Genomic DNA, 21380 nt, shown 5'->3' on the forward strand with positions numbered 1-21380 from the left:
GCCTCGCGGATCAGGGTGGGGCAGGGGCGCTGGGCGTTCAGGAACGCGCCACGCCGAAGGTGTTGGGCCGCAGCACGCGGGCGTCGGCCTCGTGGGCGAGTGCCAGCACCAGGGCCAGCACCCGGCGGGTGTCGCGCGGGTCGATGACGCCGTCATCCCACAGGCGGGCGGTGCCGAACAGCACGCCCGACTCGTGCTCGATGCGCTCGCGCAGCGGCCCGCTCATCGCGGCCAGGGCCGCCTCGTCGGGCGGCTGTCCGGCCCGGCTGTACTTGGCTCGGCCGACGAATTCCATGACCCGCGCCGCCTGCGCGCTCCCCATCACGGCGGTGCGCGCGGTGGGCCAGCTGAAGATGAAGCGAGGATCGAAGCCGCGGCCGCACATGCCGTAGTTGCCGGCGCCAAAGGAGCCGCCCAGCACGACGGTGAAGCGCGGCACCCGTGCATTGGCCACCGCCTGCAGCATGCGGGCGCCGTGCTTGATGGCGCCGGCCCGCTCCGCCTCGCGGCCCACCATGTAGCCGCTGGTGTTCTGCAGGAACACCAGCGGGAGGCCAGCCTGGTCGCACAGCTGGATGAACTGTGCCGCCTTGGCCGAGCCCTGCGGCTGGATCGGCCCGTTGTTGCCAAGCAGGCCCACGCGCCGGCCCTCGATGCGTGCATGGCCGCACAGCGTTTCCATACCGAAGGCGGCCTTGAACTCCAGGAAATCGGAGCCATCCACCACGCGGGCGATGACCTCCCGCACGTCGTAGGGCTCGCGCTCGTCCTGTGGCACCACGCCGAGCAGCTCCTGCGGGTCGTAGCGGGGTGGCGGCGCGCCCTCGGGTTCATGGGGCACCGTGTCCCAGGGCAGCTGGTCGAGCAGCTCGCGCGTCAGCGCGATCGCATGGGCGTCGTCCTCGGCCACATACTCGCCGAGCCCGGTGACGCCGGCATGCAGCAGCGAGCCGCCCAGCTCCTCCTCGCTCACGTCTTCGCCGATGGCGGCCTTCACCAGCGGCGGGCCGGCCAGGCAGATGCTGGAGCGGTGCCGCACCAGCACCACATAGTCGGACAGGCCGGGCAGGTAGGCGCCACCGGCGGTGGAGGCGCCATGCACCACCGCCACCTGGGGCAGGCCCAGGGCCGACAGGCGGGCCTGGTTGGCGAAGCTGCGGCCGCCTTCGACGAACATCTCGCCCTGGTACATCAGGTTGGCGCCGCCGGACTCCACCAGGTAGATGATGGGCAGCTTGTTGTCGCGCGCCACCTCGTGGGCGCGCAAGACCTTCTTCAGGCCCATGGGCGGCACCGTGCCGCCCTTCAGGGCACTGTCGTTGGCCGATACGAGCACGCGCTTGCCCGCCACGGTGCCGATGCCGACGATGGCGCCGCCGCCCAGCACCAGGTCGCGGCCATCGTCGTCGTGCATGCCGAGCCCGGCCAGCGCGCTCAGCTCCAGGAAGCCCGAGCCACGGTCGAGCAGCCGTGCCACCCGCTCGCGCGGCAGCAGCTGCCCGCGTGACTCGAAGCGGGCTTGCTGGGCCGCCGAAGCCGCCACGCTGCGCGCCTCCAGCGCCCGCACCTCCGCCAGGCGCTCCTTCATGCGCCGGGCATTGGCGACAAAGGCGGCCGAGCGGGTGTCGAGGGTGGACGTCAGCACGGCCATGGCCGGCTCACCGGAGGAAGCCGTGGGCAGACCGCAGCGGGTCTGCAGCGCAGGGGCGGCGCAGGGCCGCGGCGGTCAGGTGGCTTGCGCTCATGGCGGCTCTCCCGGTCACGTGGCTGAAGCCTAGCTTCCGTTAACGTCATGCGGCTCTTACATGCGTCATGCGCATGGCCTTTGCGGAATGCGCGCCCCGAGCGCTACGATGCAGGGGCCGGGATGCCCGGCATGCCTCCTCCCTCCGCCTGTATGGTGCCTTTGCTTCCCCTTGCGCCGCGGCCACCTCGCTGCGTCCATCGGTCCACCGTTCTGCCGGGCCGGCCCCGTCGGCGCGGCGCGGCGCGTGCCTGCGCAGCCGCCTGGCCGCGGCCGGCGGCTTGAAGCGATGGCAGGCGCGGCCACCCGCAAGCGCGCCGTCGCGTCGCCCGTTGCGCGCCTCGCGGCACAGGAGGTACTGCAGGCCTCCACGCCGGAGCCGGCCGAGCGGCTCTATGGTGTGACCGAACTGTGCCGCGAATTCGGCATCTCCGCGCGCGCCATCCGCTTCTACGAAGACAAGGGGTTGCTGCGGCCGCAGCGGGTCAACGGCACCCGGGTCTACAGCCCGCGCGACCGGGTGCGGCTCAAGCTCATCCTGCGCGGCAAGGCCATCGGCTCCTCGCTGGCCGAGATCAAGCAGTACCTCGACCTCTACGGCGACCATGGCGAGGGCCGTGTCCGCCAGCTCCAGTTCACGCTCGAGCGCACCGATGCGGCGATCGCCGAGCTCGAGCAGAAGCGCGCCCACATCGACGCCACGCTGGCCGAGCTGCGACTTATCAACGAGTCGGTGCGCCGGCAACTGGTGGCGCGCAAGGGTTGAGCACCGGCGCCCTCAAGTTGTGCCGCCGGCGGCCGATATACCGGGGCTGGGGGCTGCCTTGCGCGCGCGCCCGTCTCATTCAACCCGCTGTCAGCCGGAACAGGCACCAAACCATGCTGCAACGACTGCTCTACGTGAGTGAAATCGCCCCCGGGATCCTGCCGCTCGATGTGCAGCGCATCCAATGGGTGTCGAGCATCCGCAACCGCCGGCTCGACCTCACCGGCATGCTGGCCGTCACCCATCGCCACTTCGCGCAGGTGCTGGAAGGTGCTGCCGACCGGCTGCTGCCGGTGCTGGCACGCATCGAGCGGGACGGTCGCCATGCCCGGGTTCGCGTGCTGGCGCACGAGACGGTCGCGCAGCGCCGCTTCGGCCAGTGGAGCATGGGCTTGATCGACCGCTATGACCGCAGCGACGAGGCCGAGCAGCTGTACCAGGCCGGCCACGTCGAGCCGCAGTCCCTGCCCGGGCTGTTCGAGCGGTTCTTCCTGAACCCGGCCTGAACGGCCGTGGCGCCGGCGGTGCTGCGCCGGGAGCCATGTTTGCTTGCGGACAAGGCCGGCCAGGCGGCCACCGGCAGTCCCTGCCGGCGGCGCTGTCCGCCTTCCCTTCAGCCCATGGACCTCAGCACCCGACGCACGCTGCCCTGGATCGTGGCCATCGCGTTCTTCATGCAGACGCTGGACGCCACCATCCTCAATACCGCCTTGCCGCGCATGGCCGCCGACCTGCAGGAAAGCCCCCTGCGCATGCAGTCGGTGGTGGTGGCCTACCTGCTGACCGTGGCCTTGCTCATTCCGGCCTCCGGCTGGCTGGCCGACCGCTTCGGCACGCGGCGGGTCTTCGTGGCGGCCATCGGCCTGTTCACGCTCGGCTCGCTGGCCTGCGCGATGTCGCCCAGCCTGCCGCTGCTGGTGGCGGCGCGGGTGCTGCAGGGGGTGGGCGGCGCGCTGCTGCTGCCGGTTGGCCGGCTGGCCATCCTGCGCGCCTTCCCGCGTGACGACCTGCTGCGGGCGCTGACCTTCGTCACGCTGCCCGGCCTGGTGGGACCCCTGGTGGGGCCCACGCTGGGCGGCTGGCTGGTGCAGGTGGCCAGCTGGCATTGGATCTTCCTCATCAACCTGCCGGTCGGCCTGCTCGGCGCCGTGGCCGCCGCGCGCTGCATGCCCGAGCTTCGTGGCGCGTCGCGGCAGCGCTTCGATGCACGGGGTTTCGTGTTGTTCGGTGCCGGCATGGTGATGCTGTCGCTGTCGCTGCAGGGCCTGGGCGAGCGCGCGCTCGACGCCGCCGGCGCCTTGCTCCTGCTGTGTGCAGGGCTGGCCTGCCTGGCGGGCTACTGGCTGCATGCGGCGCGCACCCCGGCTCCGCTGTTCGGCCTGCAGCTCTTTCGCATGCCGACGTACTCGGTGGGCCTGCTCGGCAACCTGTTCGCCCGCCTGGGCAGCGGGGCGATGCCTTTCCTCACGCCGCTGCTGCTGCAGGTGGGGCTGGGGTATTCACCCGCCGCCGCCGGCATGAGCATGATCCCCGGTGCGCTGGGCGCCATGCTGTCCAAGACCTTTGCCGAACGCCTCATCAAGCGCCTGGGCTACCGGCGGGTGCTGGTGGGCAACACGCTGGCGCTGGCCGGGTTGATCGCCAGCTTTGCGCTGGTGCAGCGGGACAGCCAGCCCCTGCAGGTGCTGCTGCAGGTAAGCCTGTTCGGCATCGTCAACTCCCTGCAGTTCAGCGCCATGAACACGCTGACGCTCGGCAGCCTGGACGAACGCTCCGCCAGCAGCGGCAACAGCCTGCTGTCGGTGGTCATGCAGCTGTCGATGAGCCTCGGCGTGGCGGCGGCCGCGGCACTGCTGATGGCCTTTGGCGGCCCTGCGCAGGCACCCGGCAGCGAGGGGGTGCTGCGCAGCTTCCAGGCCACCTATGTCTGCGTTGGCCTGATGTCGGCAGCCGCGGCCTTCATCTTCGCGCAGCTGCGCGACGACGCCGGCGAGCGGCGGCGCGCCGCCCGGCCCGTGGGCGACGGCGCCTGAGCCGCCCGGCTCAGCGGCGGCGTCCCGCCTTGCGGGGCAGGGCAGGCGGCTGCAGCCGCGGATGGCCGTGCAAGGCCTCCGAGATGAAGTCGACGAAGGCGCGCACCTTGGGCGAGACGTACTGCCTGTCGCGCCAGCAGGCGAAGAACTCGAGCGGCTCGGGATCGGCATGTGCGCCGGTGCTGCAGGGCGTGGCGAACAGCGCTTCGAGCCGGCCGGCCGCCAGGTGCTCGCCGGCCACGAAGCTGCCGAGCCGGGCGATGCCGGCACCGGCCACCGCCATCGCCGCGAGCGCGTCGATGTCGTTGGAGACCACGGTGGGCCGCAGCTCCGGCTCGAAGCGCTCGCCGCCGCGCACGAACCCCCACGGCAGCAGCCGTCCATGCACCGGCAGCCGGAACACCAGGCAAGCGTGCTCGCGCAGTGCCTCGGGCTTCAGCGGCCGGCCGGCGCGGCGCAGGTAGTCGGGCGAGGCACACAGGAAGATGGGCACCGTCGCGATGCGGCGGGCCACCAGGCCGGGCTCCAGTTGCGCGTTGAAGCGGATGCTGACGTCCACGTCTTCCTTGACATGGTCGACCGCGAAGTCGGTCAGCAGCAGCTCGGTGGCGACGCGCGGATGCCGCTCGGCGAAGGCCGGGATCAACGGCGCCACCACATGGCGGCCGAAGGCCACCGAGCAGGCGATCTTCAGCTCGCCCTGCGCTTCGCCGCACAGCTCGGTCACGGCGGCATGGGCGTGCTCCAGCTGCATCACGGTGTCGCGCACTCGGGCGAAGTAGACCTGCCCGGCATCGGTGAGCGCCAGCGAGCGGGTGGTGCGTAGCAGCAGGCGGGCGCCCAGCTGCCGTTCCAGCCGCGCGATGCTCTGGCTGGCCGCTGCCGGGGTGATGCCCAGGCGGCGCGCCGCCGCGGCGATGCTGCCATGGTCCACCGCCTTGATGAAGGCCTCGATGCCGCGCAGGTTCTCGATACTCATGCCGCCATTAAATCCCAGCCATTCATCACTTTGCCTTACGACTGCCGCAGGCGACTGCCCGCTACCGCGGTAAGGCGGCGCTGCCTAGAGTTGAGCACATCCGCTGCAATCAATTCACATCTTGAGAGGATGATTTCCATGCTGAAAACAAGTTCGACCGCCGGCACTGGCTGGAAACTGCAACGTCGCTTCGCTCCGGTGGCGTTCGCGTTCTACATGTCGGGCATCATGGCGCTGCTGATGTGCTCGGTCATCGTCGGCGCCAACAGCGGCCTTGGCCCCGGCTATGCCGGGCGGGTGCTGCAGGCCTACCTGCTCGCGATGCCGACCGCCTTCTTCTGCGTGATGCTGGTGCGGCCGGTGGTGGCGCGGCTGGTGGCCGTGACGGTGCAAGCCTGAAGCGGGCCTGCACATTCCCTGCTGCCCACGCAAGGCGCCCTGCCCACATACACTGCGGGTTGTGCGGCAGGATGCGCCACCGCCCCGGTGGCTGCCGCGAGGCCGGCGCGTTGCTGGCGACGAGGATTGTGCGATGGCCATGAACACTGTCTATGCGGGGAGCGAGCCCACGCGGGCCGAGGTCGATGCGCTGGCCGGGCCGGCCGTCGTCGAGTTCGGTGCTCCCTGGTGCGGCTACTGCCGCGCCGCCCAGCCGCTGCTGGCCGATGCCTTCGCCGGGCATCCACAGGTGCAGCACTTGAAGATCGAGGACGGCAAGGGCCGCCCGCTCGGCCGGTCGTTTTCCGTCAAGCTCTGGCCGACGCTGGTGTTCCTGCGCGACGGCCGCGAGGTCGCCCGCCTGGTGCGGCCGGCCGACGCCGGTGCGGTACGTGATGCGCTGGCGCGCATCGACTCCGCATCATGAGGGCCGGTGCACGGCGCTGGGCAGCGCTGCTGCTGGTTGCGGCGGGGGCCACCTCAGCCCAGGCCGAGAGCCTGCGCTGCAACGGCTACAGCTCGGAGGTGGGCGATTCCAAGCTGGCGGTCCTGCAGAAGTGTGGCGAGCCGCTGCTGCGCGACTCCTACTGCAAGCCGGTGCGGCGCACGCCCGAGGTGCCACCGGTGCCCGGCACGACCATCGTCACCGTGCTGCCTTGCGAGCAGGTGGACGAATGGCTCTATGACCGCGGGCCCGGCAACCTCAACGCCACCGTGCGCTTCGAGTCCGGACGGGTCACCGCCATCGAGTACGGCCGCCGCATCGAGCATCTGGCGCCCCAGCGGTGAGACGGCATGGCTGGCCGCGGGGCCGGCCATGCTTGGCAGGGAAGCCCCTCAGTTGAGGTAACGCTCCACCGTGCCCGCGTCGCGCATGCGCGCCTTGTCGGGGTCGTCGCCGAACTCGCGCCGGGCCCGGCGTTGCCGCAGCAGGTCCCAGCACTGGTCCAGCTCTTCCTCGATGTGCTGGATCCGCTCGGCATGCTGCTCCGGGCGGGCGGTTTCCGCGCGCAGCCGGTTTTCCTCGTCGACCAGTTCGGTGATGTGCTGCAAGAGGCTCCTGTCGTTCATGGCTTGGCTCCGGTGAAGGTGGCGTCGACCCGGAACGGACTCGCCGCACCGGGGCCTACCGAATGATGGGCAAGCGGTGCACCTGCGGGTGGCTCGTGTCGGCGGCTGCTGCCACGAACGCCGGCCGTGGTGTGGATGCCATGCGCTGGCGGCCGGCTGGGCCCGTGCGCCGGCGCTCCAATGCGGCACACCGCGAGGTGTGGCATCGATAGCCGGACTCCATGCCGCGCGATGACAGGCCCGGCCCCCACGGCCCCCCTGCTTCGGGGGCCTGCGCCCCCGCGGCGCTGGGTTCGTGACCTGCATCACGGCAGGCGGAAGTGGCGGGGCCAGCCGGGGCGGCACAATCGCGGCTCGACTTTCCCACGTGGGGGCGCCATCGTGTCGATCTGCATGGCGAAGGGAACAGGTTTGACCCTTGAGGAGGGGAACGATGAGGACGAAAAGCTGGGTGACTGCCCTTGTGCTGGCATCCGCCGGCTCCGCCGCTGTCGCGGCTCTGACGGGCGACAACAGCATCAAGGGGGTGACGGAGGACGGCAAGAAGGTGGTGCTGCGCGCCGATGGCACCTGGCGCTATCAAGCCGATGTCGGCGCGACGCTGGGCTTGCGCCTGCACGAGAAGCCGCCAAGCGCCACGGCGGTGTACCAAACACCGGTTCCGCAGTTCCAGGTGATGTATGACCCCTCCCTGTGGACGACTCGCAGCGATCGCGATAAGCCGGACCGGCAGAGCTTCGTTCACAAGACCGGCGCGCTGTTTGCGACCGTGCTTGCGGAGCCCTTGCCGCTGACATCCGACGAAGTGAAGAAGCTGGCCATTCACAACTTCTCCAATGGCGCGCCCGGGGGGCAAGTGGTGCTGGAGGAGCAGCGCGTGGTCAATGGCCTCCAAGTGAACACGCTGCAGATGACCGGCAGTCCCGGCGGCGTGGCCTTCACGCTCTACGGCAACTACTACGGCAGCGAGCGCGGCAGCATTCAGGTGATGTGCTGGACCGTGAAGAGCGCGTTTGCCACTTACGAGGCGGACTGCCTGAACTTCATCAACGGGTTGATCGCCAAGCGCTGACCTGCGGCCGCCCGGCCGCCCGGCCGACCTGCCGGCCCATCCCTTCCGCCTGCGACGCGGCGCGTGCGCGCGCGGGGCACGAGCTTGCCAGGCGGGCGCGGCCCAGGGGTTGCGCGAATGGCAGGCCGGCGTGTGGCATCGCGTGCATATGCTTTTGCTCGCTGAGTTGCGCAGCGCCGGCCGCCTGGATTTCGGCCGCGTCAGTCTGTATGCAGCCAGTGTCCCCCAGCCCCCGAGGGACTCGCAGACGGGGCCGAACCCCACCGACCGCGGCAAGCTCGGCAGCAAGCGCCACCGCGTCACCGGCCGCAAAGGCGTCCCGCCGATGTTCTGTGTCACTGGCGCCAACCGGCACGACTCGGTTGTCTTCGAGCCTTTTGTGGACGCAATACCGAGGGTGGCTGGACGACGCGGCCGCCCGCGCTATCGCCCGGACAAGTTGCATGCGGACAAGGGATACGACTTCCCTCGCTGCAGGCAGCACCTGCACCGCAGCGGCATCAAAGCGCGCATCGCTCGCAAGGGCCGCGAGAGCAAAGAACGGCTCGGCCGGCACCGCTGGGTGGTAGAACGCACTCATGCCTGGATCGCCTCATTCGGCGAACTTCGCATTCGCTTCGAGCGCAGCAGCGACGCTCATTTGGCCCTACATTCTTTGGCCTGTTGCGTCATATGCCTACGCTGCCTTCCATCATTTTGTTGGCCGCTCTAAGGCTGCGGCAGTGCGTAGGCCACCAGCGAGTCGCCCAGGCGGGTGCCGAGCGAGCCGTGGCCACCGGCCATCACCACCACATATTGCCGGCCGGTCCTGTCCGAGACATAGCTCATCGGCGTCGCCTGGCCGCCGGCGGGCAGGCGGGCCTGCCACAGCTGCTGGCCGGTGCGCACGTCGTAGGCGCGCAGGTAGTCATCGAGTGTCGCGCTCATGAATGCCACGCCGCCGGCGGTCACCATCGGCCCACCCAGGCTGGGCACGCCCAGCGGCACCGGCACGGGCAGCGGCGCGCTGTCGCGGATGGTGCCGTTCTTGTGCATCCAGAGCTTGCGCATCGTCTTCAGGTCGATCGCGGCCAGGTAGCCCCAGGGCGGCGCCTGGCAGGGGATGCCCCAGGGCGAGAGCAGCGGATGCAGGTCCACGGCATAGGGCGTGCCCTTCATCGGCTGCAGGCCGATTTCGCTGCCGGTGCCACTCGGGTCGTCCACCGTGCCGCGCGGGTAGAGCTTCGAGACGAAGGCCATGTAGTTGGGGTTGGCGATCATCACCTGGCGCTGCGGGTCCACTGCCACACCGCCCCAGTCGAAGATGCCGTAGTTGCCTGGATAGACCAGCGAGCCCTGCTCCGACGGCGGCGTGAACATGCCCTCGTAGCGCAGGCCGCGGAAGGTGATGCGGCACATCAACTGGTCGAAGGGCGAGCCGCCCCACATGTCGGTTTCGCGCAGCGGGCGCGGCGGCTTGAACGACAGCTCCGAGAACGGCTGCGTGGGCGCGGTGCGGTCGCCCTTGGCCGCGCCTTGTGGCACCGGGCGCTCGGGCGCGGCCACCAGCAAGCGGCCGTCGCGGCGGTCCAGCACGTAGATGTCGCCGCGCTTGGTCGGAGCGAGCAGGGCGGGCACCTTGCCGGCCGGCGTGTCCAGCTCGAGCAGCGTGGGCTGCGCGCCGATGTCCATGTCCCAGATGTCATGGTGCACCGTCTGGTAGACCCAGCGCAGCCGGCCGGTGGCCAGGTCCAGCGCGACGATGGCGCTGTTGAACCGCTCGCCCGCGGGGATGCGGTTGCCGCCCCAGATGTCCGGCGTCTGGTTGCCCATTGGCACATAGGCCATGCCGAGCCGCTCGTCGATGCTCGTCACGCTCCAGGAGTTGGGCGAGTTGCGCACATAGGTCTTGCCTTCTGGCAGCGGCGCGGTCTCGTCCGGGTTGCCGGCATCCCAGTTCCACAGCAGGCGGCCGGTGTCGATGTCGTAGCCGCGGATCACGCCCGAGGGCTCGTCGGTCGATTCGTTGTCCGTGACGCTGGCCGAGACGACCAGCACCCGCTGGCTGACCGCCGGGGGCGAGGTGGGATTGAGGAAGCCGCGCTTCACCGGCCCCATGCCCTGGGTGAGGCCGATCACGCCACCCTGGCCAAAGCCCTCGCAGAGGCGGCCGGTGTCGGCATTGAGGGCGATGATGGTGGCGTCCGCCGTGGGCGCGAAGATGCGTCGCGGGCAGGCGGCGGCCACTGCGGCCGCGGCCGGCTCGCGTGCCGGCTGCTGCGGGTAGGCGGTACTGTCGTGGTAGGCGACGCCGCGGCAGATCATGTGCTGGTAGTGGGCGGCATCACGGTTGATGCGCGGGTCGAAGCGCCAGCGTTCCTGCCCGCTGTCCGGATCGAGCGCGATGACGATGTTGTGCGGCGTGCAGATGTAGAGCAGCCCGTTGGCCTTCAAGGGCGTCACCTCGTTGGCGATCTCGTGCGGGTCGCCGGGGCCTTTGAGGTCGCCGGTGTGGAAGGTCCATGCGAGCTGCAGCCGCGAGACGTTGTCCGGCGTGATCTGGCCTGCCGGCGCATACCGTTGTCCATGTCCGGTGCCGCCGTAAGCGACCCAGTCAGCCGGCGCCACCCGGGGGTCGCTGCCTGGCGTCGGTGCTGCGGCTGCGGCTGCCGACACCGGCGCCTGCGACAGGCCCTGGGCCGGTGTGTCGATGCTGGCTTCGGCCTCGGGCCGCAGCAGCGCGGTGCCCAGCAGCACCGTCACCACCACCGTGACGCCCAGCAGCAGCCGGGCCTGCCAACTGCCGGGTCCGGCCGCGGCGGGCGCTTGCAGTGCCCGCTGCACCCACGGCAGCGAGAGGTAGGCGCCCAGCACCAGCCAGACATCGATGCGCGGCACCAGGGGCCACCAGTCCAGGCCGACTTCCGCCACCGCCCAGGCGCTGGTGCCAGCGAGGAAGAGGGCGTACAGCGCCAGCGCCGCCCGTTGCCGGCGCAGCAGCAGCCCGCCGGCCACCGCGGTGCACAGGCCGGCCACCAGATAGTAGGCCGAGCCGCCCAGTGTCAGCAGCCGCACGCCGCCGGCACCCAGGGCCAGGCCGGCCGCGATCAGGACCAGGCCCGGTAGGAAGAGGCGCGTCGGGAATGTCGTTGTGCTTGCCATGTCACTCCTGGAATCAGCGAAGGGCCACAGCCCGGTCAGCACCCGGGAAGAAGCAAGTGACATACCCTCTGGTGCCGCACGGGACGGCGCCCTGGGCGGTGGCCGTCGTGGTTGCCGGTGACAGGGGGTGAGCGGACCGGCGTTGCCGTGTCACCTGTGGCGGAAGTCGGCATGCTGGCCTGCCAGTCACCCGGCGCAGTCGCTCTGCCCGCCACGTCCGGCCTTCAGGCCTGCAACGGGTGCAGCGAGGCGGCAGCAGGAGGAGGCGACGTGTCCTCGGGGCTGCCTCAAGCGGCGTCGGGCCACCCTGGTCGGGAGCGACACGCACGCCATGCGGAGGCGCGGCGGCACCGGGGTGGCGGGCTCGAGGCCGGACGCTGCGGCCGCTGCAACGGTCTGACCGCAGCAAGACATGCGCGTCACGCGGCAGCGTGCGCAGCTGGCGCCGGTCGGACGGCTGTGCAGGCCGAGGTGAGCCGAGCGCCTGAGTCGCCTGGTGCCGGGAAGGGCCGCGATGGTGGCAGCAGCGGTGTGTGGACCGGCCTCACGCCGGCGCCGTGGCCCGCCGGGGTGCGCCCCGCCACCGGACCGGCCAGGACGTGGATGAGCTGCCGCACCTCCAGCCCCGGTCAGTGGCCGGTCGCCGGCCGGGGCAGCAGGTCGGCCTTGCCTGTGGGCCAGCAAGGCGCAGCAGGCGAGCACTGCCTGGGGCGGGCCGGCGGTGCACCGCAGGGCCGCCGGCTGCCGGTGGACGGTGTTTCCGCGGTCAGGGCGGGGCACATCGGCGCGCCCGGTATCCACGGCTGGGCAGGCCCATCCCGGCCGCGTTAGGATGGCGTGGCAGCCCGCCCTCGGCCGATCCGCTGTGGACGGCCGGGCGACTCTCTCAATCTGCAGGAGTAGAACATGTCAGAGCGAGCACAGATCCAGGGCCAAGTGATGTACCGGGAAGGCGATGGACAGAACATCGAGATCCGCCCGGGCCCCTGCGAGGTCGAGCAGACCGAGCTGGACGCCACCATCAGCTGGGACGACGGCAACACCAAGGGCGTTGCCGCCATACCGATTGCCGACTTCCAGCGCTACGTCAAGGAAGGCGCGATACAACTGCGCCACTAGGCGGGCGCGCCCCGCCGGCTGCACGGCGGGGCCCTCCAGCCGGCCCCTCCTGCGTGCAGGGGCCGGCTTCATTCATTGCTGATCGCGCGCACCTCGGCCAGCGTGGTCCAGCCTTGCAGCACCTTGTCGATGCCGTCCTGCCTCAGCGTGCGCATGCCGTCCTGGATGGCCTGCTGCTGCAGCTGCTCGGCCGTGGCGCCGGTCTGCACCAGGCGGCGTAAGGCGCGCGTCGCCACCATCAATTCATGCAGGCCCAGGCGCCCGCGAAAGCCGGTCTGCCCGCAGGCCTCGCAGCCCGTGCTGGCGTGCCGCATCAGCCGGCCATGGCGCCCGTACCGGGTCAACCAGTTCGACAGCAGCTCGGTGCGCGTCGGCGCGCCCTCGGCAGGGCCCCAGGCGTGCAGGTAGTCGCCGAGCAGCTCCTCGATTTCTTCCTCGGCGGCCGGGCGGCTCTGGCGGCAGGCGCTGCAGAGGCGGCGCACCAGGCGCTGGGCCAGCACGGCGAGCAGCGAGTCGGCGAAGTTGAACGGGTCCATGCCCATGTCCAGCAGCCGGGTGACGGTTTCCGGGGCGCTGTTGGTGTGCAGGGTGGAGAGCACCAGGTGGCCGGTGAGGGAGGCCTCGACGGCGATCTTGGCGGTTTCCTCGTCGCGGATCTCGCCGACCATGATGACGTCGGGATCGGCGCGCAGGAAGCTGCGCAGGGCGCGTGCGAAGGTCCAGTCGATCTTGGGGTTCATCTGGACCTGGCGCAGCCCGGGCTGGGTGATCTCCACCGGGTCCTCGGCGGTCCAGATCTTGCGCTCGGGCACGTTGATGTAGCTCATGGCCGAGTGCAGCGTGGTGGTCTTGCCCGAGCCGGTGGGGCCGACGCACAGCACCATGCCGTAGGGGCGCTGCACGGCCTCCTTGAGGTGGCGCAGGTTGTAGTCGCTGAGGCCCAGGTCGTCCAGCGGCAGCGGCTTGGCCGAGGCCAGGATGCGCATGACCACGTCCTCCAGGCCGTTGTTGGTGGGGATGGTGGCCACCCGCAGCTCGATCTTGTGGCCGGGCACGTAGCGGGCGAAGTTGATCTTGCCGTCCTGGGGCTTGCGGCGCTCGGAGATGTCGAGGTCGCACATGATCTTGATGCGCGAGATCAGGGCGTTGCGGTAGGTGTGGGGCAGCTCCAGGTAGGACTGCAGCAGGCCGTCCTTGCGGAAGCGGATCTTGAGCTTCTCGCGTCCGGGGTAGCTCTCGACGTGGATGTCGGACACGCCCTGGCCATGGGCCTCGACGATCATGTTGTTGATCAGCCGCACCAGCGAGTTGTCCGACTGCTCGATCAGCACGTCGTCCTCGAGGCCGGAGGTGCCGGGGCGGCCTTCCTTCTCCAGCGTCTCGACCAGCTTGCTGGTGTCGGTCGGCTCGAAATCCACCGTCAGCGGCGTGCCGCGCAGGCTCCAGGCGTCGCTGCCGATCTTCTCGTAGGCGGCACGCACGGCGGGCTCGATCGTGCCCACTTGGGCCAGCGCCGGCACGATCTTGAGCTGGCTGACGAACTCCAGCTCCTCCAGGACCGCGCGGCGTGAGGGGTCCTCCAGCGCCACCACCAGCCGCCCTTCGCGCAGGATCAGCGGCAGCGCCTGCAGTCGCGCCGCCACTGCCACCGGCACCTTGCGCAGGGCGTCCGGGTCGGCCGGGAAGTGCATCACATCCACCAGGGGATAGCCCATCTTGTGCGCCAGGGCCGTTTGCAGGTCCTGGCGCGACACCAGCCGGCTCTGCACCAGCAGCTCGCCCAGCGGCAGCGAGCGATCGGCCTTCTGCTCCTGCAGCGCGGCATCCAGCTCGGCCTGGCTGACCAGGCCCAGCGACACCAGCGCCTCGCCGATGCGCACCATGGGCATGCGCGACTGCTGCTCCAGCGCAGCCAGCAACTGCTCGCTGGTGACGATCTTGCGGGTCACCAGGATCTCGCCCAGCTTGCGCTCCCGGATCTCCTGCTGTTGCGCGGCCGCCTGCTCTACCGCTCGCGGGCTGGCTGCGCGCTGCGCCACCAGCAGCTCGCCGATGCGCGGGCCCACCTCCACGCTGGCGTAGGCATGCCGTGGCACGAAGATGCGCTGCACGCCGCCCTGGTCGTCCGCCGGTGGAAACAGGAACAGGCCGTCGTCGGTCTCGGCATGGCCCACCGTCTCGCCTTCAAGGTGGTCGCCCTGCTGCATGCGCACGTGGTAGGGCATGCGCGGATGCACATCCAGCACCTGCGCATGCGGGTCCTGGCGCGCCTCGGGCAGGGGGCGCAGCACCTCCAGCAGCTTCAGCGTCCGGAACTGCCCGAAGCGCAGTGCCATGGTCGTGCGTGCCGGGGGCACCTGGACATGCGCCACTTCTTCCTCGGGCACGAAGAAGATCAGGCGGCCGCCGCGACGGCGGCTGTTCAGGCCTTCGATCTCGCAGGCCAGCGCCTGTTGCTGTTCGGCGGCCTTCGGGTAGGCCCCGAACGGCGGCGTGGGCCAGCGGAAGGCCGCCCGCTGTTCCTTCTCGCGCCACTGGCCGAGCGCTTCCACATCGGGGAGCTCGGGCAAGGGGCCGAAGGGGGCGGTCTGCTCGCTCCAGGACGGGATGGACTTGTGCATGGGGCTCCTTCCTTCTGGGGGCACGGTTGCCGGCGATGCAGCGGCTGCCCGCACACGGTGACGTTCCACTATGCCGGAGGACGAAAAACCTTCCGTTCAGCGGTGGGCTTGGGCCCTGTCCGATTTTTGGAGGCTTGCTCGTGCACCGGGCCCGCAAACCGAGGATTCTTCTGCCCAGCTGGTCCTAGAGTGGACGCTGCCCTTGTCACCCTGGAGAAGCACATGCGTATTGGCGTTCCAAAGGAGATCAAGAACCACGAATACCGGGTGGGCCTGGTGCCGGCCTCGGTCTCCGAACTCACGGCACGGGGCCACCAGGTGGTGGTGCAGCGCGGCGCTGGCGCCGAGATCGGCATTGCCGACCGCGACTACGAAGCCGCCGGCGCCACGCTGGAGGACGATGTGGCCTGCCTCTGGCAAGGCGCCGAGCTGATCGTCAAGGTGAAGGAGCCGCAGTCCGAGGAACGCCGCTTGCTACGCTCCGCGCAGGTGCTGTTCACCTACCTGCACCTGGCCCCGGACCTGGCACAGACGCAGGACCTGCTGGCCAGCGGTGCCACCTGCATCGCCTACGAAACCGTGACCGCGCCGGCTGGCGGCCTGCCGCTGCTGACGCCGATGTCGGAGGTTGCAGGGCGGCTTGCGCCGCAGGTCGGCGCGCACTGCCTCGAGAAGGCCCAAGGCGGCCGTGGCGTGCTGCTGGGCGGCGTGCCAGGGGTGGCGCCAGCGGAGGTGGCCATCCTGGGCGGGGGAGTGTCGGGCAGCCATGCGGCGGCGATCGCCCTGGGCATGGGCGCCGATGTCACGGTGCTCGACCGCTCGCCGGAGGTCTTGCGGCGGCTCAACCAGCAGTTCGGCCCACGCCTGCGCACCCTGCATTCCACCCGTGATGCCGTGGCGCAGGCCGTGGCCCGGGCCGATCTGGTCATCGGTGCGGTGCTGGTGCCGGGCGCAGCGGCGCCGCGCCTGGTGACGCGGGACATGCTCAAGACGATGAAGCCCGGCGCGGTGGTGGTGGACATCGCCATCGACCAGGGCGGTTGCTTCGAGACCTCCCGTCCCACCACGCATGCTGCGCCCACCTATGTGGTCGACGGCATCGTGCACTACTGCGTGGCCAACATGCCGGGCGCGGTCGCCCGCACTTCCACCTTCGCGCTCAACAACGCCACCTTGCCCTTTGTGCTCGCTTTGGCCGACAAGGGCTGGCAGGCCGCGTTGAAGGACGACATCCACCTGCGCGCCGGCCTCAACGTGCATGCCGGCGAGCTGGTGTGCGAACCGGTGGCCCAGGCGCATGGCCTGCCCTGGCGGCCGGTGGCTTCGCTCTTCAGCTGAGGGGCGCCGCGGCTGCGCGCGCCGACGCGTCAGGCCGTGTGCAGCACGATGAGCAGCGCGCTCGCGACCGTCTTGCCCGGGTTGGCAATGGCATGCGGCATGTCCACCGCGTAGCGCGCCGTCTCGCCATGCTTGAGGCGGCTGCTGTCGTTGCCGGCACGCACTTCCAGCGTGCCGCCCAGCACCGTCAGGTGCTCGCGCGAGCCGGGCTCGTGCGCTTCGGACTCCAGCCGGCCGCCGGGCTGTACGGTCAGCTCGTACCACTCGAACTGCCCGGCCAGCTCGATGGGCCCCAGGATGCGCAGCTCGCATTTGCCGTCCGGGCTTTTCAGCGAAGGCGTGGCATGGGCCGGCACGGTGACCAGGGCGGGCGCCGCCGCCCGCTGCCCGGTCAGCAGCTCCGCCACGCCGACGCCCAATGCGTTGGCCAGGCGCCAGACCACCGCCACGGTGGGATTGGCCTGGTTGCGCTCGATCTGCGACAGCATCGACTTCGAGACGCCGGCCTTGCGCGACAGGTCGTCCAGCGACAGCTCCTGCGCCTGCCGCAAGGCCTGCAAGGTGGCGCCGACATAAGGCGGGTCCCCCGCGGGGGGCTTGGAAAGAGGGGATTGCGCCATCGCGAGACGTTCGATATCCTGCACAGATTGTTCGATTTAAAGGACTTGTGCATTAATGAACAAGCCCGCCGGCCTGGATGCTAACCCTTCGGAACCCGAGATGACCAGCAGCGACCTTTTCTACCAGCACCTGCGCGACGAGCTGCAGGGCCTGCGCGACGCGGGTCTCTACAAGAACGAGCGCGTCATCGTGACTCCGCAGGGCGCCCGCGTGCGCACTGCCGACGGGCGGGAGGTGATCAACCTCTGCGCCAACAATTACCTCGGCCTGTCCTCCCATCCCCAGGTGATCGAGGCCGCCCACGAAGCGCTGCGCACGCATGGCTATGGGCTCAGCTCGGTGCGCTTCATCTGCGGCACGCAGGACCTGCACAAGACGCTCGAGGCGCGGCTGTCGCGTTTCCTGGGCACGGAAGACACTATCCTCTACGCGGCCGCCTTCGACGCCAACGGCGGGCTGTTCGAGCCCTTGCTGGGCGAGCAGGACGCGGTGATCAGCGACGAGCTGAACCATGCCTCCATCATCGACGGCATTCGGCTGTGCAAGGCCAAGCGCTACCGCTACAAGCACAACGACCTGGACGACCTGCAGCGCTGCCTGCAGCAGGCGGCTGCCGATGGCGCCCGCTTCAAGCTGGTGTTCACCGACGGGGTGTTCTCGATGGACGGCACCATTGCCCGTCTGGACCAGATCCGCGCCATCGCCGACGCCCACGGCGCGCTACTGGGCATCGACGAATGCCACGCCAGCGGCTTCCTGGGCGCCAAGGGGCGGGGTACCCACGAGATGCGTGGCGTGTTCGGCAAGATCGACATCATCACCGGCACCCTGGGCAAGGCGCTCGGCGGCGCCTCGGGCGGCTTCACCAGTGGCCGCCGCGAGGTGATCGAGCTGCTGCGGCAGCGCTCGCGGCCCTACCTGTTCTCCAACACAGTGGCGCCCAGCATCGTCGGCGGCTCGCTGGCGGTGCTCGACCTGCTGGAGGCCAGCACCGCGCTGCGCGACAAGCTGGAGGAGAACACCCGCTACTTCCGCGGCGCCATCGCGGCCGCCGGCTTCGACATCAAGCCGGGCGAGCACCCCATCGTGCCCATCATGGTGTATGACGCGGTCAAGGCCCAGCAGCTGGCGGCGCGACTGCTGGAGCTGGGCGTCTACGTGGTCGGCTTCTTCTTCCCGGTGGTGCCCAAGGGCCAGGCGCGCATTCGCGTGCAGCTGAGCGCGGTGCACGAGCGCAGCCACCTCGAGGCGGCGGTGGCGGCTTTCGCCCAGGCCGGGCGCGAACTGGGGCTGGTGTGATGCGCACGGCCAAGATCCTCATCACCGGGGCCAACGGCCAGATCGGCACCGAGCTGGCAGCCGCGCTGGCCGAGCGCTACGGCGAAGACGCGGTGGTGACCAGCGACGTGGTGCCCACCGGCCGCTCGCCGGCCCTGCGCCACGAGCAGCTCGACGTCACCGACAAGGGCGCCCTTGCGCAGGTGGTGGAGCAGCACCGCATCACGCAGATCTACCATCTCGCCGCTGCCTTGTCGGCCACCGGCGAGAAGGCGCCGCAATGGGCCTGGCACCTCAACATGAGCGGCCTGCTCAATGTGCTGGAGGTGGCGCGCGCCGCCCGGCTGGACCGCGTGTTCTGGCCCAGCTCCATCGCCGCCTTCGGCCCCACCACGCCGGCCGAGCACACGCCGCAGAAGACCGTGATGGAGCCGGCCACGGTCTATGGCATCTCCAAGCTGGCCGGGGAGGGCTGGTGCCGCTGGTACCACGCCAACCATGGCGTGGATGTGCGCAGCCTGCGCTATCCGGGGCTCATCTCATATAAGACGCCGTGCGGCGGTGGCACCACCGACTACGCGGTGGAGATCTTCCATGCCGCGTTGAAGGACGGCCGCTACACCTGCTTCCTGCAGGAAGACCAGGCGCTGCCCATGATGTACATGCCCGACGCGCTGCGCGCCACCATCGAGTTGATGGAAGCGCCACCGGAGCGCATCGGCGAGCGTGGCGGCTACAACCTGGCCGGCATCAGCTTCTCGCCGACCCAGATCGCGGCCGCCATCGCGACCCGGGTGCCCGGCTTCACGCTGCGCTGCGAGCCCGACTACCGCCAGGCCATCGCGGCGACTTGGCCGGGCTCCATCGACGACAGCGCGGCGCAACGCGATTGGGGCTGGCGCCTCGAGTACGGCCTGCAGGCCATGGTGGACGACATGCTGGCCAACCTGGGGCCGCAGCTGCGGGCGCGTGCCGCCGCCTGAAGTAGGCATGGCAGCCACCTAGCTTTAGGGATGGGCGGCGGCGTCCCGTGGCCGGAGCATGAGCAGCACGGCCCGGCCGGGGCGGTGAGGGTCCCCTCCTGCCAGCGGCACGGCCGATCCCCCATATCCACCGAGGAGACGCCGCCATGCCGCTGCAGATGATCGACCCCTTCGACAAGTTCGTGCTGAAAAGGAGTGTCAGCGATCGCAATGCCGTCATTGGCCACCTGCGCTCGGTGCTCAATGTCTTTGCCAACAAGCCGCAGTACCACGAGTTCTATATCGGCGTTACCAGCGACCTGGATCAGCGCTTCAAGCAGCACCGGGTGAGGTGGCCCAACATGAAGTGGATGTGCCCCATCTATTCCGAGCCGGAGAACTACCTCGAGGACAACTTCTTCAACCTCGAAGGCCAGGCGCTCAAGGAGTTCGAGAAGGGCATCGTCCACCCCCAGACGCAGCAGGTGCTGCTGCGCCGGGTCAATGACAAGGGGTCGCCGCGGCCGCAGTGCTGGCTCTACATCCTGGTCGGCTGACCCCTCCGGCCGCGACCGCTGGGCTACAGCGCATTCATTTCAGGGTCACCCAGCGCAGCTCGAGCCAGTTGTCCGGCTTGTGCACCACCTGCACCCCGCTGCGCATTGCCCAGGGAATGTACTGCCGGTGCAGCGGGATGTGGCGCACCTGATCGTTGTGCCGCAGGAACACCTGCTTGATGAGGGCGCGCCGCTTGTCCGGGTCGCTCTCCTTGCTGCTGGCGGCCACCAGGGCGTCCAGCGTGTCGTCGGTGTAGTTGCCGCGGTTGTATTCGCCCACGCCCTTGTCGGCCCGGTTGCGGTAGATGGGGGTGAAGGTGGTCTCCGCGTCGGTGATGGAGCCGCCCCAGCCGAACAGGTACAGCGACGTGTCCAGCTTCTCGACCTTTGGGAAGAAGGTGGTCTTCGGCAGCGCGTTGACCCTCACCTTGACGCCGATGCGGGCCCACATCGACGCCAGCGTCTGGCAGATGCGCTCGTCGTTGACGTAGCGGTTGTTCGGGCAGTCCATCGCCACGTCGAAGCCGTCGGCATAGCCAGCCTCCTGCATCAACTTCTTCGCGAGTGCCGGGTCGTAGGGCAGGCGGCGTTCGATATCCGGGTCGCCGAAACTCGCCTTGGGAGAGGGCACCAGCGCACCGGTGGGTGCCGACTGGCCATTCATCAGTTTGGTGCGTATGGTGTCGATGTCGATCGCGTGGTAGAGCGCACGTCGCACCCGCAGGTCCTTGAACGGGTTCTTGCCCTTCAGGCTGGAGTACAGCAGCTGGTCACGCGCCTGGTCCATGCCGATGAAGATCACCCGGTTCTCCGGCCCCTCCACCACCCGCACGCCACGTGCCTGGCGCAGGCGCTCGAGATCGCGCGGGGGCGGGTCGAGGACGAAGTCGACCTCGCCGGAGAGCAGGGCGGCGACGCGCGTCGCGTCGCTCTTGATCGGCGTGTAGATCATCTCCTGCACATTGCCCTCGATGCGGCCCCAATAGTTCGGGTTGCGCTTGAGCACGGTCTTCACGTCCGGCTCGCGCAGCGCCAGCATGTAGGGGCCGGTGCCGTTGGCGTTGAAGCTGGTGTAGGACTCCTCCTTGTTGGTGAAGTCGAGTGGCCGCTGGGCCTTGTGCTCCTCGCTCCAGCCGCGGCTCATGATGAACACCGTGTTCAGGTGGTCGAAGAAGATCGGGTTGAACTGCGTGAGCTGGAACTCGACGGTCAGGTCGTCGATCTTCTTTGGCTCGCCGAGAGCGCTGGCATAAGCAGCGATCTGCGAGGTCTTCTCGCGCGCCCGCAGCACCGAGAACACGACATCGTCCGCAGTGAAGGGCCGGCCGTCGTGGAACTTCACGTTCGGCCGCAGCTTGAAGCGCCAGACCAGCGGATTGGGCTGGCTCCATTCCACCGCCAGGCCGGGCACGAAGCCCAGCTGCCGGTCCCGCTCCACCAGGAACTCATAGATCTGGTGGTTGATGTTGTTGGTCAGGTTCTCGTTCTGCGAGTAGGGGTCCATCGTCTGCGGATCGCCGGCGCTGGCCCAGCGCAGCGTCTGGGCCGACAAGTTGCCGGCCGCCAGGACGACGGCCAGGCCGCACAGCAGGGGATGGAGGCGCAGGCGCGGCAGCTTCATGAGTGTCCCTTCGAGCGTG

Annotated in this window: 20 protein-coding genes; 13 read left to right on the plus strand and 7 right to left on the minus strand. The window is 69.7% G+C overall.

All coding sequences use genetic code 11. The features are described 5' to 3' along the window. Positions 1-37: 37 nt before the first annotated feature. The gene (locus N7L95_RS01845; protein ID WP_301258118.1) at positions 38-1651 is read right to left on the minus strand and encodes an acyl-CoA carboxylase subunit beta; all 1614 of its coding nucleotides are present in this window, start codon (positions 1649-1651) and stop codon (positions 38-40) included. 382 nt (positions 1652-2033) lie between these two features. On the opposite strand from N7L95_RS01845, the gene N7L95_RS01850 reads away from it, so the two are divergent. The 3 genes from N7L95_RS01850 to mdtD all read left to right on the plus strand — a co-directional run bounded on the left by N7L95_RS01850 (position 2034) and on the right by mdtD (position 4543). Then, positions 2034-2510, plus strand: a complete 477-nt coding sequence (locus tag N7L95_RS01850) for a MerR family transcriptional regulator (protein WP_301258119.1) — start codon at positions 2034-2036, stop codon at positions 2508-2510. Positions 2511-2623: 113 nt separating this feature from the next. Further along, complete coding sequence (locus N7L95_RS01855; protein WP_301258120.1) at positions 2624-3016, plus strand: BLUF domain-containing protein; 393 nt, start codon at positions 2624-2626, stop codon at positions 3014-3016. Between the two features lie 114 nt (positions 3017-3130). Next, entirely contained in the window at positions 3131-4543 is a 1413-nt protein-coding gene (gene mdtD, locus N7L95_RS01860) for a multidrug transporter subunit MdtD (RefSeq protein ID WP_301258121.1), read from the plus strand. A 10-nt stretch (positions 4544-4553) separates the two neighbouring features. On the opposite strand, the gene N7L95_RS01865 is transcribed toward mdtD, so the two are convergent. Further along, complete coding sequence (locus N7L95_RS01865; protein WP_435870051.1) at positions 4554-5522, minus strand: LysR family transcriptional regulator; 969 nt, start codon at positions 5520-5522, stop codon at positions 4554-4556. Between the two features lie 138 nt (positions 5523-5660). Here N7L95_RS01865 and N7L95_RS01870 point away from each other — a divergent pair, with 138 nt between their 5' ends. From N7L95_RS01870 to N7L95_RS01880, 3 genes are all read left to right on the plus strand, one after another. Continuing rightward, positions 5661-5921, plus strand: a complete 261-nt coding sequence (locus N7L95_RS01870) for a DUF2798 domain-containing protein (protein WP_435870052.1) — start codon at positions 5661-5663, stop codon at positions 5919-5921. A gap of 133 nt (positions 5922-6054) precedes the next feature. Beyond that, positions 6055-6387 (plus strand): thioredoxin family protein, encoded by a 333-nt coding sequence (locus N7L95_RS01875; protein ID WP_301258123.1) that lies wholly within the window; start codon positions 6055-6057, stop codon positions 6385-6387. Then, positions 6384-6749 (plus strand): DUF2845 domain-containing protein, encoded by a 366-nt coding sequence (locus tag N7L95_RS01880; RefSeq protein WP_301258124.1) that lies wholly within the window; start codon positions 6384-6386, stop codon positions 6747-6749. The genes N7L95_RS01875 and N7L95_RS01880 overlap by 4 nt, the downstream gene beginning before the upstream one ends. Before the next feature lie 48 nt (positions 6750-6797). On the opposite strand, the gene N7L95_RS01885 is transcribed toward N7L95_RS01880, so the two are convergent. Further along, positions 6798-7031 (minus strand): DUF2630 family protein, encoded by a 234-nt coding sequence (locus N7L95_RS01885; protein WP_301258125.1) that lies wholly within the window; start codon positions 7029-7031, stop codon positions 6798-6800. A 433-nt stretch (positions 7032-7464) separates the two neighbouring features. Between N7L95_RS01885 and N7L95_RS01890 the strand changes: the two genes are divergently transcribed. Both N7L95_RS01890 and N7L95_RS01895 read left to right on the plus strand, forming a co-directional pair. Next, positions 7465-8103: a hypothetical protein gene (locus N7L95_RS01890; protein WP_301258126.1), complete on the plus strand. Its 639-nt coding sequence runs from the start codon at positions 7465-7467 to the stop codon at positions 8101-8103. A gap of 1 nt (position 8104) precedes the next feature. Beyond that, positions 8105-8815, plus strand: coding sequence for an IS5 family transposase (locus N7L95_RS01895; protein WP_435870082.1), 711 nt, complete (start codon positions 8105-8107; stop codon positions 8813-8815). Here N7L95_RS01895 and N7L95_RS01900 read toward each other — a convergent pair. Further along, positions 8812-11244, minus strand: a complete 2433-nt coding sequence (locus N7L95_RS01900; RefSeq protein ID WP_301258127.1) for a membrane-bound PQQ-dependent dehydrogenase, glucose/quinate/shikimate family — start codon at positions 11242-11244, stop codon at positions 8812-8814. The genes N7L95_RS01895 and N7L95_RS01900 overlap by 4 nt on opposite strands. Before the next feature lie 906 nt (positions 11245-12150). On the opposite strand from N7L95_RS01900, the gene N7L95_RS01905 reads away from it, so the two are divergent. Further along, positions 12151-12363: a hypothetical protein gene (locus N7L95_RS01905; protein ID WP_301258128.1), complete on the plus strand. Its 213-nt coding sequence runs from the start codon at positions 12151-12153 to the stop codon at positions 12361-12363. A gap of 68 nt (positions 12364-12431) precedes the next feature. On the opposite strand, the gene N7L95_RS01910 is transcribed toward N7L95_RS01905, so the two are convergent. Then, the gene (locus N7L95_RS01910) at positions 12432-14984 is read right to left on the minus strand and encodes a GspE/PulE family protein (RefSeq protein WP_435870053.1); all 2553 of its coding nucleotides are present in this window, start codon (positions 14982-14984) and stop codon (positions 12432-12434) included. 222 nt (positions 14985-15206) lie between these two features. Between N7L95_RS01910 and ald the strand changes: the two genes are divergently transcribed. After that, on the plus strand, positions 15207-16322 hold the full coding sequence (ald, locus tag N7L95_RS01915; RefSeq protein ID WP_301258129.1) for an alanine dehydrogenase: 1116 nt from the start codon (positions 15207-15209) through the stop codon (positions 16320-16322). 29 nt (positions 16323-16351) lie between these two features. Here the strand turns inward: ald and N7L95_RS01920 are convergent, their stop codons facing one another. Continuing rightward, positions 16352-16942, minus strand: a complete 591-nt coding sequence (locus N7L95_RS01920; RefSeq protein WP_301258130.1) for a helix-turn-helix domain-containing protein — start codon at positions 16940-16942, stop codon at positions 16352-16354. A 100-nt stretch (positions 16943-17042) separates the two neighbouring features. Between N7L95_RS01920 and kbl the strand changes: the two genes are divergently transcribed. The 3 genes from kbl to N7L95_RS01935 all read left to right on the plus strand — a co-directional run bounded on the left by kbl (position 17043) and on the right by N7L95_RS01935 (position 19740). After that, the gene (gene kbl / locus N7L95_RS01925) at positions 17043-18242 is read left to right on the plus strand and encodes a glycine C-acetyltransferase (RefSeq protein ID WP_301258131.1); all 1200 of its coding nucleotides are present in this window, start codon (positions 17043-17045) and stop codon (positions 18240-18242) included. Continuing rightward, positions 18242-19204: an NAD-dependent epimerase/dehydratase family protein gene (locus N7L95_RS01930; RefSeq protein ID WP_301258132.1), complete on the plus strand. Its 963-nt coding sequence runs from the start codon at positions 18242-18244 to the stop codon at positions 19202-19204. The genes kbl and N7L95_RS01930 overlap by 1 nt, the downstream gene beginning before the upstream one ends. A 146-nt stretch (positions 19205-19350) precedes the next feature. Next, positions 19351-19740: a GIY-YIG nuclease family protein gene (locus N7L95_RS01935; protein ID WP_301258133.1), complete on the plus strand. Its 390-nt coding sequence runs from the start codon at positions 19351-19353 to the stop codon at positions 19738-19740. A 34-nt stretch (positions 19741-19774) separates the two neighbouring features. Here N7L95_RS01935 and N7L95_RS01940 read toward each other — a convergent pair whose 3' ends face one another. Next, a complete protein-coding gene (locus tag N7L95_RS01940; RefSeq protein WP_301258134.1) occupies positions 19775-21361 on the minus strand; it encodes an ABC transporter substrate-binding protein in 1587 nt (528 codons plus the stop codon). Positions 21362-21380 lie beyond the last annotated feature (19 nt).

The sequence above is a fragment of the Eleftheria terrae genome (assembly GCF_030419005.1).
Classification (GTDB): Bacteria; Pseudomonadota; Gammaproteobacteria; order Burkholderiales; family Burkholderiaceae_C; genus Caldimonas; species Caldimonas terrae.

Coding starts and splice junctions, on each gene's coding strand:
- N7L95_RS01890 (WP_301258126.1), top strand. CDS start 7,465: ATGAGGACGAAAAGCTGGGTGACTGCCCTTGTGCTGGCATCCGCCGGC.
- mdtD (WP_301258121.1), top strand. CDS start 3,131: ATGGACCTCAGCACCCGACGCACGCTGCCCTGGATCGTGGCCATCGCG.
- N7L95_RS01845 (WP_301258118.1), bottom strand. CDS start 1,651: ATGGCCGTGCTGACGTCCACCCTCGACACCCGCTCGGCCGCCTTTGTC.
- N7L95_RS01910 (WP_435870053.1), bottom strand. CDS start 14,984: ATGCACAAGTCCATCCCGTCCTGGAGCGAGCAGACCGCCCCCTTCGGC.
- N7L95_RS01850 (WP_301258119.1), top strand. CDS start 2,034: ATGGCAGGCGCGGCCACCCGCAAGCGCGCCGTCGCGTCGCCCGTTGCG.
- kbl (WP_301258131.1), top strand. CDS start 17,043: ATGACCAGCAGCGACCTTTTCTACCAGCACCTGCGCGACGAGCTGCAG.
- N7L95_RS01875 (WP_301258123.1), top strand. CDS start 6,055: ATGGCCATGAACACTGTCTATGCGGGGAGCGAGCCCACGCGGGCCGAG.
- N7L95_RS01870 (WP_435870052.1), top strand. CDS start 5,661: ATGCTGAAAACAAGTTCGACCGCCGGCACTGGCTGGAAACTGCAACGT.
- N7L95_RS01885 (WP_301258125.1), bottom strand. CDS start 7,031: ATGAACGACAGGAGCCTCTTGCAGCACATCACCGAACTGGTCGACGAG.
- N7L95_RS01930 (WP_301258132.1), top strand. CDS start 18,242: ATGCGCACGGCCAAGATCCTCATCACCGGGGCCAACGGCCAGATCGGC.
- N7L95_RS01855 (WP_301258120.1), top strand. CDS start 2,624: ATGCTGCAACGACTGCTCTACGTGAGTGAAATCGCCCCCGGGATCCTG.
- N7L95_RS01880 (WP_301258124.1), top strand. CDS start 6,384: ATGAGGGCCGGTGCACGGCGCTGGGCAGCGCTGCTGCTGGTTGCGGCG.
- N7L95_RS01865 (WP_435870051.1), bottom strand. CDS start 5,522: ATGAGTATCGAGAACCTGCGCGGCATCGAGGCCTTCATCAAGGCGGTG.
- N7L95_RS01905 (WP_301258128.1), top strand. CDS start 12,151: ATGTCAGAGCGAGCACAGATCCAGGGCCAAGTGATGTACCGGGAAGGC.
- N7L95_RS01920 (WP_301258130.1), bottom strand. CDS start 16,942: ATGGCGCAATCCCCTCTTTCCAAGCCCCCCGCGGGGGACCCGCCTTAT.
- N7L95_RS01940 (WP_301258134.1), bottom strand. CDS start 21,361: ATGAAGCTGCCGCGCCTGCGCCTCCATCCCCTGCTGTGCGGCCTGGCC.
- ald (WP_301258129.1), top strand. CDS start 15,207: ATGCGTATTGGCGTTCCAAAGGAGATCAAGAACCACGAATACCGGGTG.
- N7L95_RS01935 (WP_301258133.1), top strand. CDS start 19,351: ATGCCGCTGCAGATGATCGACCCCTTCGACAAGTTCGTGCTGAAAAGG.
- N7L95_RS01900 (WP_301258127.1), bottom strand. CDS start 11,244: ATGGCAAGCACAACGACATTCCCGACGCGCCTCTTCCTACCGGGCCTG.